The organism is Halobellus marinus (assembly GCF_032113415.1).
In the GTDB taxonomy this organism is placed as follows: Archaea; Halobacteriota; Halobacteria; order Halobacteriales; family Haloferacaceae; genus Haloquadratum; species Haloquadratum marinus.
Window position 1 is genome coordinate 905808 of record NZ_CP134946.1, and the last position, 13169, is coordinate 918976.

Annotated in this window: 13 protein-coding genes; 3 read left to right on the forward strand and 10 right to left on the reverse strand. The window is 66.8% G+C overall.

Features of this window, described 5'->3' with window-relative positions; translation table 11 throughout:
- The first annotated feature begins 52 nt into the window (after positions 1-52).
- Complete coding sequence (locus RJT37_RS04590; protein ID WP_313688182.1) at positions 53-772, forward strand: HAD family hydrolase; 720 nt, start codon at positions 53-55, stop codon at positions 770-772.
- Positions 773-874: 102 nt separating this feature from the next.
- On the opposite strand, the gene RJT37_RS04595 is transcribed toward RJT37_RS04590, so the two are convergent.
- From RJT37_RS04595 to RJT37_RS04605, 3 genes are all read right to left on the reverse strand, one after another.
- Complete coding sequence (locus tag RJT37_RS04595; RefSeq protein WP_313688184.1) at positions 875-2422, reverse strand: sulfatase; 1548 nt, start codon at positions 2420-2422, stop codon at positions 875-877.
- Between the two features lie 109 nt (positions 2423-2531).
- Complete coding sequence (locus RJT37_RS04600; protein WP_311170478.1) at positions 2532-2894, reverse strand: NifU family protein; 363 nt, start codon at positions 2892-2894, stop codon at positions 2532-2534.
- Positions 2895-2990: 96 nt separating this feature from the next.
- Positions 2991-3308 carry a DUF5783 family protein gene (locus tag RJT37_RS04605; RefSeq protein WP_313688185.1) on the reverse strand — a complete coding sequence of 106 codons (318 nt, stop codon included), beginning with the start codon at positions 3306-3308 and terminating at the stop codon, positions 2991-2993.
- Between the two features lie 172 nt (positions 3309-3480).
- Here RJT37_RS04605 and RJT37_RS04610 point away from each other — a divergent pair, with 172 nt between their 5' ends.
- Complete coding sequence (locus tag RJT37_RS04610) at positions 3481-4566, forward strand: CNNM domain-containing protein (protein ID WP_313688187.1); 1086 nt, start codon at positions 3481-3483, stop codon at positions 4564-4566.
- Positions 4567-4598: 32 nt separating this feature from the next.
- Here the strand turns inward: RJT37_RS04610 and radA are convergent, their stop codons facing one another.
- From radA to htpX, 5 genes are all read right to left on the reverse strand, one after another.
- On the reverse strand, positions 4599-5630 hold the full coding sequence (gene radA / locus RJT37_RS04615; protein ID WP_313688189.1) for a DNA repair and recombination protein RadA: 1032 nt from the start codon (positions 5628-5630) through the stop codon (positions 4599-4601).
- A gap of 144 nt (positions 5631-5774) precedes the next feature.
- A complete protein-coding gene (locus RJT37_RS04620) occupies positions 5775-7124 on the reverse strand; it encodes a hypothetical protein (RefSeq protein WP_313688191.1) in 1350 nt (449 codons plus the stop codon).
- On the reverse strand, positions 7121-7783 hold the full coding sequence (locus RJT37_RS04625; protein WP_313688193.1) for a hypothetical protein: 663 nt from the start codon (positions 7781-7783) through the stop codon (positions 7121-7123). The genes RJT37_RS04620 and RJT37_RS04625 overlap by 4 nt, the downstream gene beginning before the upstream one ends.
- Positions 7784-7870: 87 nt before the next feature.
- Positions 7871-8500 carry a PspA-associated protein PspAB gene (pspAB, locus tag RJT37_RS04630; RefSeq protein ID WP_313688195.1) on the reverse strand — a complete coding sequence of 210 codons (630 nt, stop codon included), beginning with the start codon at positions 8498-8500 and terminating at the stop codon, positions 7871-7873.
- Between the two features lie 45 nt (positions 8501-8545).
- Complete coding sequence (gene htpX, locus RJT37_RS04635; RefSeq protein ID WP_313688196.1) at positions 8546-9412, reverse strand: zinc metalloprotease HtpX; 867 nt, start codon at positions 9410-9412, stop codon at positions 8546-8548.
- Positions 9413-9518: 106 nt separating this feature from the next.
- Between htpX and RJT37_RS04640 the strand changes: the two genes are divergently transcribed.
- Positions 9519-10661: a 60S ribosomal export protein NMD3 gene (locus RJT37_RS04640; protein ID WP_313688198.1), complete on the forward strand. Its 1143-nt coding sequence runs from the start codon at positions 9519-9521 to the stop codon at positions 10659-10661.
- A gap of 113 nt (positions 10662-10774) precedes the next feature.
- On the opposite strand, the gene RJT37_RS04645 is transcribed toward RJT37_RS04640, so the two are convergent.
- Complete coding sequence (locus RJT37_RS04645) at positions 10775-10918, reverse strand: DUF7317 family protein (protein ID WP_390209131.1); 144 nt, start codon at positions 10916-10918, stop codon at positions 10775-10777.
- A gap of 256 nt (positions 10919-11174) precedes the next feature.
- Entirely contained in the window at positions 11175-13154 is a 1980-nt protein-coding gene (locus tag RJT37_RS04650) for a DUF460 domain-containing protein (RefSeq protein WP_313688201.1), read from the reverse strand.
- Positions 13155-13169 lie beyond the last annotated feature (15 nt).

A 13169-nucleotide genomic window follows, 5' to 3' on the forward strand; every position in this document is an offset into this window, starting at 1 on the left:
TCCCCGGTCCCGCAAGCGAGGATATATTTGTCCGCTCCGTCTAAGGCAGTCAATGAAACACTTCGTCTCCGACTCTGCCCAGGTGCCGTCGGACACACTCTCCGGCCCGGAGGAGTTCGCGCTGCTGTTCGATATGGACGGCGTCATCGTGGAGGGCCGCGGCGCAGATCCGATCGTCCACAGCCTGGCGCTGGAGGACCTCCTCGAAGAGCGGGAGATGGACGTGCCGGACCGCTACCGTGCTCCGCTGGAGCAATACGAGTACACAGACGAGTTCGTCGCGGCCTGCGAGGCGGTCGGCGTCGATCCTCACGAGTTCTACACGGCCCGGGAGCGCTATAGCGCCGAACACAGCATCGACCGCCTGGCGGCGGGAAAACGTGGCGTCTTCGGCGACGTCGACGCGATCGATCGGCTTGCCGACTACGCGGCGGTCGGCCTCGTCAGCAACAACTACCACCCGACCGTCGAGTTCGTCGTCGACCACCATCGCCTCGACGCGTTCCGGTACGTCCGCGGCCGCGACTTCGGCCCCGACGGGTTCAGCCGCCGCAAGCCGAACCCCCACTACCTGAACGAGGCACTCGACGCGCTCGGTGTGAGCGACGGACTCTACGTGGGCGACCGGGCGACGGACGTCGTCGCCGCCGAGCGGGCGGGGATAGACAGTGCGTTCCTCAGACGCGACCACAACGCCGACGCGGACCTCGACGTCGATCCGACGCTCGAAATCGACGGACTGGGCGAACTCGCCGATCTCGTCGCCGAATAGCCGGCGCTTCGGAACGCGTCGAAGGGCTCTGCTCGTATTCGGCCGATTCGACTGACTGCGTCGATCAAATCTGCTCGCATCCGGCCGATTCGACCGAAGTCGTCACTCCAGGTAGCCGAGATCGCGAAGCCGCTCCTGTGCCTCCGCGTCCATCTCCTCGACGGCCCCGTCGTCGACGTCGTCGTCGAGCGCGCCGGTCCACGCGCCGCCGACCGCGGACTCGAACGCCGCGAGCGTCTCTTCGGTCGCTTCGATCGCGTCGTCGTCGGCCCCGGCGAGGTTTTCAGTCTCGTCTGGATCCGTATCCAGCCGGTATGCCTCGTCGTCGATGCGGTCGATCCGGACGTACTTCGCGTCAGTCCGGCGGGCGGCTCGCATCCGCGAGTAGAACCGGGAGTCCGTCGGGAGCGTGATCCCGGCCGCAGCGGCCTTCTCCTCCAGTTGCTTCAGTTCCACGACGGGGCGGGAGTACTCGACGAACGCGTACTTCCCGCCGCCGCGCTGTCCGGGGTCGCGCTCGGCGGGATCGACAGCGTCGAAGGCGCGGTAGGTATCGGCGACCAGCGAGCGCGTTCGATCGAGTTCGACCGCGGTCTCGCCCGCCGACGCCGGGGTTCCGCCCTCGACGTCGAGTACGTCCAGCACGGTGTGATACAGGTCGATGAGTTCGACCTGGTCGTCACGCCGATCGGCGTCGAGTTCGGGATGTTTGACCAGCAGCGGGACGTTAACGAGCGGATCGTACAGGCCGAACTCGTGCCCGTAGAGGTCGTGTTCGCCGTGGAGTTCGCCGTGATCGGCGCAGACGACGACCATCGTGTCGTCCCAGCGGCCGGTCTCTTTCAGCCAGTCGAACAGCCGACCCAGCTGGTCGTCGATGTGGGCGATCTCGGCGTCGTAGAGGTACCTGATGTCTTCCCACTCGTCGTCGTCGATGTCGCGGGCGCCGGAGTTGTACTCTTTGGAGTTCTGACAGACTTCCGTCGAGTCGACGTCCGGAGCGAATTCGTCGGCGAACTCCTCGGGCGGGTGATACGGGAGGTGAGCGTCCATCAAGTTGATGAACGCGAACGACCGGTCGGCGTCGTCGATGAAGGTTTTCGTCCGGTCGACCACGGCGGGCGTCTTCGAGTCGGCGCCCTCGCCACCGGCGAAGTACTCGTGGGCGGTGTTCCCGAGGCTGACCAGTTTGTCCGCGATCGCTCGGAGCGACTCGTTGTCGTTCATCGTCTTCCACGCGCGGGCCAGCGGTCCCGAGAGGAACTCCCCGGGCATCACCTCGAAGAAGTTGTCCTGGTCGTCGAACCCGTCGGTGAGGTGCGTGTACGGCGTGATCCACGCGTTCGAGGAGTAACAGGCGGTGTCGTAGCCCGCTGCCGAGAGCGTCTCCGCCAGTGTGGTCGCGCCCTCGAGATACGGGTTCTCTTGGTCGGCGCCGTGCTGGGAGGGGTACAAGCCGGTAAACAGCGAGGCGTGGACGGGGAGCGTCCACGGCGCGGGCGCGACGGCCTGCTCGAAGACCGTCGCCTCCTCGGCGAATGCCGCGAGGTTCGGCGTCGTCGGCCGGTCGTATCCGTACGGCGTGAGGCGGTCCTTCCGGACCGTGTCCAAGACGACGAAGAGGACGTTCTCGGGCGAACCGGTGCTCATACCCACCCCTCGCGGCGACGGCATCAAAGAGTCATCGGTCCGAACGCGTCTTCGACGGTACAGCGAACGCCGCGGTCAGAGCGGTGTCGCGATCAGAGCGGTGTCGCGATCAGAACGGCGCCTGCGGGCCTTCGTCGCTCTCGCCGCCGTCGTCTGCGCTCTCGCCGGGGAACGACGGCGACATTCCCTCATCGTGGCCGCCACCGCCGCCCATTCCGGTGTCGGCGTGGACGGTCTCGATTTCCGGAATCTCCTTGACCATCCGGCTTTTGATCGCCTGGATCGTCATCGGGGAGATGCCGCAGCCGGAACACGCGCCGCCGAGTTGGATCGACACTTCGCCGGTCTCGCGGTCGAGGTGCTGGATCGCGGCCGAGCCGCCGTGCATCTGGATCTGCGGGAAGTTCCGGCGCAGGAAGTTCGTTACGCGCTCTTTCAGGTCGTCGTCGCCGTCTGCGGTGTCCGCACTCATAGAAACCAATTCGGCACCGACGGGCTTAGGCCTTTGGTTCGGGGGCATATCGAACTGATCCGCCGGTGCCGGTCGTCGGAATACCACTGAACGGTCTCACTTCTCTAGGCCGAACACGCGGCGGAGCTGCCGTCGTAGCTCCTCGCGGTACTCTTCCAGCACTGCCGACAGCTTCTCGTCGTCGACGATTACGGCCGTCAGTCGTTCGTGGGGACTCTCGGGGAGTTCGATGCGGAACTCGCCGTCCTCGTAGAACGGCTCCGACTCGTTGAGGATCTGCTGGTCGATGGCGTGGACCAGCTCGGAGTCGAACTCGTCGTTCATCACCTCGAAGGCGTTCTTGTAGGCCCGCTGCAGTTCCGTGAAGTAGTTCGCGTATTTGTCCTCGAACTGCTCGGGATCGAATTCGGTCATACGTGCACTTGACCGGCGACGGTACAAACCGGTTTTGTCCGGGCGGCTTGAGCGCAGGCGGAGCCTCGGGACCAAGACCCGCGCCCTGCGTCACGACGCCAGTCTCCGTTCCCACGCCGATCCCGGCCGTCGGTCCCGCACGTATTTGTTCCCGGACGAACGTGGCTCGGATGTGAACGGCTTGGAAGTCACACTCCGATTGCTCGCGGGCGTCGCGTTGATCCTGGCGAACGGCTTCTTCGTCGCCATCGAGTTCGCGCTCACCCGCGTCCGGCAGTTCTCGGAATCCGAGTTCGACGAACCCGGACTGCGCCGCGGCTGGGAGATGACCGACGACCTGGAGATCTACCTGACGAGCTGTCAGGTCGGGATCACCGCATCGAGCATCGCCGTCGGGATCATCGCCGAACCGGCGCTGGCGGCGCTCTTCGAACCGTTCTTCCGGTCGACGGTGCTGGCGTCGATCGGGACGGGCGGCGTGCTCGCCTTCCTGATCATCAATCTCGTGCATCTCACCCACGGCGAACAGACGCCGACGTATCTCGGCGTCGAGCGCTCGAAGTTCGTCGTCCGGTACGGCGCGACGCCTTTGTACTGGTTTGCGAAACTGATCTACCCGGTCATCGCCGTCGGCGACGGCGTCGCAAAGTGGACGCTGCGGCTGTTCGGCGTCGAGATGACCGGCGCGTGGCTGGACGCCGAGACCGACTCCATCGAGTCGCGGGCGGATCTCAGACACGAACTCGGCTCGGTCCTCGACCGCGGCGACCTCCCCGAGGAGCGGCGCGAGGAGGTCCTCAACGCCCTCGACATCGGCGACCGACTGGTCGGCGAGGTGATGACGCCGGTCGACGAAATCGTCTTCCTGTCGACGACCGAGTCCGTCGAGACGAACCTCGAACGGATCGGGTCGAGCCCCCACACGCGGCTGCCGCTGATCGGGGACGATCCCGGGGATTTCCGCGGGATCGTGTACGTCCCCTCGGTCGTCGCGAACGTGGATCGGCTCCGGAACGGGGAGACGACCTTCGAGGCGATCGCTGCGCCCCCGATGACGCTGTCCGCCGATACGAACCTCAGCGAGGCGATCGATCAGTTCCAGGTCGAACGGCAGGAGCTCGCGCTCGTCTTGGACGGCGGCGACGTCGTGGGACTGCTGACCGCGACCGACGCCTTCGAGGCGGTGCTGGGCGAGCTCGAAGACCCGCTCGACTTCGTGGCCGACGATCAGACCCCGTCGACCGGCCTCGACGAGTAACCGGCCGCTCGCGGCGGCGGGGCAGACCGCGGCTATTCGGGTTTGAGTCCGCCGTCCTGGACGCGCATCACGGCCTCGCCGTCCGCGAGGTTCGGGGCGTCGACGAGGCGGACGATCCGCTTGTCGCCCTTCGATTTCCGGAGGTACATCCGGAACGTCGAGGTGTGACCGAGGATGTTGCCGCCGATCGGCTGCGTCGGGTCGCCGAAGTACGAGTCGGGGTTGGAGGCGACCTGGTTTGTCACCAGCACGGCGGTGTTGTACAGGTCGCCGATGCGCATCAGATCGTGGAGGTGCTTGTTGAGTTTCTGCTGCCGCTCGGCGAGTTCGCCACGGCCGACGTACTCCGCGCGGAAGTGTGCGGTCAGCGAGTCGACACAGAGCAGGCGGACGGGGAACTCGGCGTCCTCGTTGTCGCGCGCCAGTTCCTTGGCCTTCTCCGCCAGCAGGATCTGGTGGTTCGAGTTGAACGCCTTCGCGACGTGGATGTGATCGAGGAAGCTATCGAGGAGCGCATCCATCGCGTCGTCGTCGCCGGGCGACCCTTCGATCTCGCGTCGCTCCAGGAGATCCGCGATGATCTCGTCGTCGAGGCCGCGGATCATATCGTCGATCCGCTCGGGCCGGAACGTGTCCTCGGAGTCGATGAAGATGCACGCCCCTTCGAGACCGCCGTGTTCCTTCGGCAACTGCACGTTGACCGCCATCTGGTGGGTCACCTGCGACTTGCCGGACCCGAACTCGCCGTACACCTCGGTGATCGACTGCGTCTCGATCCCGCCGCCGAGGAGGTCGTCGACCTCGGGAATCAGCCACGAGAGTTTGCCGATCTCCTCGCGGCGTTCGAGCACTGTCGACCCCGTCTCGAAGCCGCCGATGTCGGCGGCCTCCCGCGCGGCGTTGATGATGTCCGCGGCGGTCGACTCCCCAACGTCCGCGGTGTTGGACATCTCGCCCGGACTCGCGACGGCGATCGCCTGGTAGCTCTCGAACCCGGAGTCCATCAGTTTGTCTGCTGTCGCAGGCCCCACTCCCGGAAGATCCTCAAGATCGTCTTCTGGCATCGTGTCCGGGTCTGGGTCCCACTTGCACATAAACCCTCGTTAACACCAAGGTGAAAGTGAAACCGGGGTACGGTTGCGAGGCGAATCGACCAGGGGCACAAGCGTTTAACCGAGAAGAGCGCGGTTCGGCCGAGTCCGGGACGACTACGACTCGCGGAGCGCGGCTGCCGCGTCCGCGCAGGCGGGCGGGAGCGCCCGGCACGTCTCGGCGGCGACCACGTAATCGATGGCGTCGTACGCGACCGAATCGACGGTGACGGACCCCGACTCCCGCCGGAAGCGGTCGTCGGTCCACCGAATATCGTCGGCGTACCACGGGAGCATCGCGTCGACGAGAAGCGCCGCGCGCGTCGCGTCGCGGGCCCGCTCGACGGCCGAGACCGCGGCCGACCGGAGCGCGGCCACGTCCTCGACGCTCTCGACTGCGACGTCGTCGCCCCCTTCGATCCGTTCGCGAAGCGACTCGAAGCCGCGGACGTACACGAGCGCGTCGGTTGCGCCCACGACATCGTTCGCGAGGGACGGTCCTTCGCGGCGGTTCTCCGGGGCGGTCACGTCCTTCGCACGGTATCTGGCCTCGGAGCCCAGGCTGGCGAGCGCTCTGACGCCCGCGGTCTCGTCGACGTCGCGGTCGACGAGTGCTGTCGGTTCGTCGACGTCCTGGGGCGGGAGCCCGGACATCGCCTCGCGAACGCGCCCCGTGAGTTCCTCACGCGCGGTCCTGAAGCGCCCGCGCTGTCCGGTTGTCGTGTCGAGGCTCCCGCGGAACCGCTCGAAGAGATACGACGCGACGGCGACGCTCGTCCGCGCACGTTCGAGTTCCTCGGCGAGGTCCGCGACGCCGAGCGCGTTCCCGTCTGCCGGCCGGCCTCGATCCGGCGCGATCCAGTTGCGCGCGGCGCGGAGTTCGTCTTCGATCTCCGCGTGGACGACCACCGCGCGGACGGGGTCGTCGCCGACGTACGACCACCGCGCGGCGACTTCGTCGATCCCGTTCTCGATGGCCGGAACCTCCTCTCGCAAATCTGCCTGGGTCAGGTCCTCCTCGATCGCCCGCCAGCCCGCCCGGACCTCGCGGGCTGCGACCCGCGCGCGGTTCGCACGCCCGAGGCGGCCGTACGGTGTCTCGCCCTCGTCGATCGTTTCGAGCGCCTCGGTCGCGGCCTCGTAGCTGTCGTTCAGCCGCTCGCGGATCACGCCGTTGGGAATCGCCTCGCGGTCGAACGGGGCGGGAACGCCGTCGAGCGTCGCCGCCGCCGTCGACCGCTGTTCGTCGACGAACGCCGGTTCGATGTCGACGGGAATCGTCTCCGGGGCCGACGGCGCGTCCTCCGCCACCACCTCCGCGAGGGCGTCGGCGTCGATCGTTGGCTCGCTGTCGGAGAGCAGTCCCGAACAGCCGGCCAGCGCCGCGAGTACGCCCGTCCCCGCGAGCGCGAGCAGCCGCCGCCGACCAATCGCCGGGCGCACGTCACTCCGACCGCTTCGGCTCACGACGCGTCCACCTCCATCGACTCGCCGTCTCCCCCGGGACGGCGACACGGTCCGCCGCCGCTGCTCGACCCGTAACTGCTGATCTGCCCCGGCTCGAGCGTCACCGGGAGTCGGATCAGCTTCGTCACGACAGCGCGGGCGTCGGCCTCGCAGGCGACGTCGGCGTCGCGGAGAATCCGGGCGTAGTCGGTCTCGATCTTGGAGTCGGTCCAGCGGACCCAGCAGAGCTCGTGACGGTAGCACTCGCCGACGAGCTGCCGCTCGACGTAGACGGTCGCCGCGTCGAAGTCGGTCTCCGCGAGGAACTCGCGCGCCTCGTCGACGCCGTCGACGTCGGCGAATGTGAGCTCCGCGGCGGCCTCGTCGCTGGCGACGACGTGGTGCGCCCAGCTGTCGATCGCCGGCTCGCCGCTCTCCTCCGTGTCCGGGGTTTCGGTCGGCGTCCCGCTCCACACGATCGGCTCCAGGGCCGCGTTCCGGAGACTGACGTGCGGCGGGTCGACGAGCGCGTCGTCGGGCGGGTCGGCGTTCGGCGCTTCGCGGGACGATCCGGACGCCGATCCGCTCCCGCCGCACCCCGCGAGGGCGGTGCCCCCGAGGAGAGCGATCGCAGACGTCACGAACCGGCGCCTCGTCGGCAACTGCGTGCTGGAGGGCATCGGTTCCAACGTCAGGTGCCAGCGACATATAGTCCGCGGTGGCTCAGTCGTTCCTTTCAGTATCCGGCCCGACGGCCGCTCCCGGGACTACTCCCAGGGATGCCCGCCGGTCGTGTCGGGCCACATCGGGTACCAGTAGGACTCGTCGTCCTCGACGTCGAGTTCGCCGTCGAGCACCGACTCCAGTTTGAACTCCAGCCGCTGGTTCCGCTCTTTCCCGCCCGCTGGAGCGAACGGGTAGTACGCTCCCCGACGGAACGAGTAGATCCAGTAGGCGCGGTCTCCCCCGCTGCCGCCGCTTGCTCCGTTCTCCTGCTGGAAGCTGAAGACCGCCGCGAGGAGCCGCGAGCCGTAGCCCCGCTCGATGAACTCGTCGGCGGCGAAGTGGATGCTCGTCACCAGATCCTCGGGGTCGTCGTCGCGGAGGACGACCCACTCCCAGCCGTGGCTGTCCTCGCGGACGTCGAACGAGGTGCCGGTCTCCTCCTCGCCGGCCCGGAGGATCGTCTCGACGTCCTCGACGGTCTCGTCGAAGTCGGTGCTGTCGACGCCGGAGAAACACAGCGCGGCCGCGTCGACGGGCCGGAAGCCGAGGTCGGCCTCCATCGTGACGTACGCGGTGCTCATCCCGAAGAGATCCTCGGGGTCGGCGTCCCGGGTCGCGTCCGCCTCCGCGCTGGTACCGAGGACGGTCCGGATCGTGTCGAACAGTCCCATCAGCGGCTCCCTCCCGGAGTCACCGGTGCTCGGTGCAGAGACATCTTACTGAGTCTCCATCTCGCGTTCGAGTTCCCGGAGGCGATCGACGCGCGTTTCGGTCGCGGGGTGAGTGCTGAACAGCCGCCCGATGAAGTCGCTCTTCAGCGGCACGATGAAGAACGCGTTCATCTCCGACTGCTCGCGGAGGTCCTCCTTCGGGACCCGATCCATCCGACCGTCGATCGTCAGGAGCGCCGACGCCAGCGCCGAGGGCTTTCCGGTGATGAGCGCCCCGCCACGGTCGGCGGCGAACTCCCGGTACCGCGAGAGCGCCCGGATCAGGAAGAAGGAGACGATCCAGACGACAAGGGAGGCGACGATGGCGACGATGATCCCGCCGCCCTGGCGGTTCCGGCCGCCGCCGAACCAAAAGCCCATCCGAACGATCATAAACGCGACCGTCGAGAGAAAGGAGGCGATGGTCATCACCATCACGTCGCGGTTCTTCACGTGGGCGAGTTCGTGGGCGATCACGCCCTCCAGTTCCTCGCGGTCGAGCGTCCTGAGGAGTTCGGTCGTCACACACACCGTCGCCTTCTTCTGCGAGCGGCCGGCAGCGAAGGCGTTCGGGACCCGCGAGTCGGCGACGGCGACCGTCGGCTTCGGCAGGTCCGCCTGCTGGCTGAGCCGCGAGATCATCGCGTGCAGCTCCGGGTACTCCTCCTCCGAGACCTCCGTTGCGCCCATACTATAGAGGGCGAGTTTGTCGCTGAAGAAGAACTGCGCGAGGACGAACAGTCCCATCAGCGGCAGGAAGACGAAGGAGTTCGTCTGCCACAGTACCCCCACGAAGACCAGATAGAGGGCAAAGAGCAGGAACATCGTCAGGACCATACGGCCCCTGAGTCCCCAGTCGGGTTTCCAGTCCATACCCGACTTACGAGTTCGGGGTAATAAACGGTGTTGGGGTGCGGAGCGACTCCCACACCCACGCCCCTTCGTCGCGCTTAACCGCCTCGACCGTCTACGATGGCCGATGAGTTCGGGAGACTTCTGCCCGCGCTGTGGGGATCCGATGCCGGAGCGAGCGGACCCGCTCCCGGGGGAACCCCGCGAACGCGACGCTGTCCTCTGCGACGACTGTTACTTCGAGGATTTCGATCTCGTGGACGCACCCGAGCGGATCGAGGTGCGCGTCTGTTCACAGTGCGGCGCAGTCCACCGGGGGAACCGCTGGGTGGATGTCGGCGCTCGCGACTACACGGACGTCGCCGTCGAGCAGGTGACGGAGGCGCTCGGCGTCCACCTGAACGCGGAGGACGTCCGCTGGGGGGTCGAACCCGAGCAGGTCGACGAGAACACGATCCGGATGCACTGCACCTTCGGCGGCATCGTCCGCGGGACGTTCCGCGAGGAACACGTCACAGTGCCGGTTCACATCGCCCGAGAGACGTGTGACCGCTGCGGTCGCATCGCCGGCGGGTACTACGCCAGCATCGTTCAGATCCGCGCCGACGATCGGACGCCGACCGCCGAGGAGGAACGCCGCGCCGTCGAGATCGCCGAGTCCTACGTCGCCGAACGCGAGGACACCGGGGATCGGAACGCGTTCATCTCCGAGATCGTCGAGACGGACGACGGGACCGACATCAAGATCTCGACGAACCAGCTCGGCGGCGGCGTCGCAAAGCGGATCGTCCGGGAACTCGGCGGCCACGTCAAGGAGTACCCGACGCTGGTGACCGAAGACAGCGATGGCAACGAGGTCTACCGGGTGACCTACGCCGTCCGTCTTCCGAAGTTCACACCGGGCGACGTCATCGACCCGGACGACGACGAGGGCCCGGTGCTGGTCCGGAGCGTACAGGGCAATCTCAAGGGTGTGCGACTCACGACCGGCGAGCCATACGAGGCGTCCTTCGAGGAGGGTGAGACGCCCGACGCCCGCCGGCTGGGGACTGTCGTGGATGCGGCGGAGACGACGGTCGTGACGATCGAAGACGAGCACGCGATCCAGGTGCTCGATCCCGAGACCTACGAGTCGAAGACGATCGCTCGGCCGTCGTACGTCGACGCCGACGCCGACACTGTTTCGGTCCTGAAAACTCGGGCCGGACTGCACGTACTGCCGGCAGATAGCGTCGACAATGACGAGCGTGACGACCCCGACCCTGTCTGACGATCACGCGCGATCGTCCTGAAATCATCGAACACATTCTGCCCGCTCGTCGCTTCCGGTCGCGGACTCTCCAGAAAATGGCCGATCGACCAGTTCCAATCGTGACCGATCTATCAGTCGGCCGCGTGCCGCCGCTCCTGTGCCTCCCGCACTGCGATCCCGTGCCGTGCGAGCGCCGTGGCGAACGCTTCCTTCGAGCGACCCGCCCGCGACGCCGCCTGTGAGAGCCTCAGTGTTCCGTTCCGGTACAGGGTCATCGCCGTATTCAGCCCGTGGGTATACATTGCGGGACAGGTGAGCAGATGCACTCACCCCTGTTAACTATTGCGTGGTATTCGATCCCAAACAAAAGACGAACGTCGAATATCTTGCCCAAAATCAAACTTCTCTGGATTATAAACGCACAAACACGCACCTCAATGAACATTCGTTATGAATACGTTACTCGACCGCAGCCATCCGGCTGACACTCCCACAACTTTCCGCCTATCCTGTCCACAGAACCGATCCCCGTTAGTCGCCGTCGCCGCGCGTCTCCGCGCGGTGCTCGGAGATTATCTGATCGACCATCGACGCCTTTCGCTCCTTCCGGCGCTCCTCGGCGCGGCGTTCCCAGTCTTCGATCGCGGCCGCGACCTCGGATTCGCGGGCCACGGCGAGTTCGTCGACTTCCTGGATCGTGACGTCCTCGGCGGGGGCGACTGGGATCTCCCGCTCGAAGAGGATCCCATCGGCGACCTCCGAGAGGTCGCCGCCCGACCGGAGGACGACCCGCGGTTCGACCGCCGCCAACCGTTCGGCGGTCGAGCGTCCGGCTCCGGAGGCGTCACGGAGGTAGACCACGTCGCCGGCCGCGAGGCCGTACTGCTCGTCGGCCGTCTCGATCGCATCGCGGGTGAACTGGTCGATCACCTTCACCGGCACGAGGTCGCCGTCGGTGTCGACGTCGGCGAAGTTCGAGTGATCCAGCTTCCATAAGGCCTTCAGCCGTTCGAGCTTCCCGTCGAGTTCCTCGTTTTCGGCCTCCAGATCATCGACGCGGCGCTGCAGCCGGTTGTTCTCGCGTTCGAGCCGCTTGACCTCCCGGCGTTCTCTGGCCTCGCGCCGCTCTTGACGTTTCGCATCCGAGAGTTTCTCCTCGTACTCCTCGATAGTGGCGTCGCGCTCGTCGATCGTCTCGTTGAGGTCCTCGACGTGTGACTCCAGTCGTTCGACGCGGGTCCGCAGCCGACGGATCTCCGCTTCCTCCTCAGTGAGTTCGCGCTCCTCGTGTTCTTCTCCCTCTTCTTCCCCGCCCTCGTCGTCTTCGAGGTCTCTGAGCACGGCCTCGACGGACTCCTCGCCGGCGACAACCCGGGAGATTACCTTGCCGCGCTCGACGTCCCGCGGCACCTTCTGGGTGATGCGCTCGATCTGATCCTCGTGGTCGTCGAGCGCGAAAAGCGCTGCCGCGAGCGCGTCCCGCTCGTGGTCGTTCTCGTAGGACGCCTCCCGGGTGCGGTGGAGTTTCTCGTCGATCGGCAGATCCGTGTTCGGCGTCCAGCCCGCTGCGTCGAAGCTCCGACGGAACTTCTCGACGGTCTCGGGCATCGGCGTCACGTCGGCCGCGACGACGATCGGCCGCCCGCGTTCGATGAGCCACTCGATTACGTCGGCGGTGTCGGCGGTTCGCGTCGAGTAGACGTCGAGGATGCGACCGTCGAGTCCGACGACCGCCGCGGCCGTGGTCGTGCCGGGATCGATCCCGACGACGACGTGGTCGCGACGCTTGACCAGCGGCTCGAACTCGATGCCGTCGCGGCGCTCGCGCTCGATTTCGATCCGGGTGTCACCGGAACGGCCGCTCGACACCGGGATGTCGGACGGCGGGGCCTCGACGGTGAAGACGGCGTTCGCGTAGCCGCCGTACTTCTCGGTCACGTCCTTCTCGAAGTCGAGGCTGGCCTGCTGGAGCCGGTCTTCGACCTCCCGCGTCCGGCGCTTGACGGAGCCGTGGATCCGCCGGGTGTAGCGGTCCTGGCTCCAGCCGCCCTTCCCGGTCGATCGCCCCCGCGAGACCTTGACGGTCGTGGTGTCGCCGAACGCGGTCACCTCTTGGCCGACGTTCGCCGCCGCGAGTCGCGCGGCGGCCTCGGCCTCCTCCATCGGCTTCTTGCCGTAGGGGACGCCGTGCCTGGAGGCGACCCGCGAGAGCGGCTCGGGCCGTTCCGCGCCGGTCACCTGCACCAGTTTCGTCGCCGCCGGGAGCGACCGCAGGAAGTGGACGAGTTCGTCCTTGTCGGCCGCGAGTTCGTACATATTGTCGGTCGCGAGCATCGACGGCTCCTCCCGGTCCAGCAGTCGCCGGAGCTTCCGGTGGGAGACGACGTCGCGGTCGAACTGCTCGCCGTCGAAGGCGACGACGGCGTAGGAGGGCGAATCGCCCCGGACGTCGCCGCTCTGGATGTCCACGCCGAAGACGAGGGTGTCGAGTGCGCTCGTCCGGTCGTTCACACCCGTGCTTTGTCG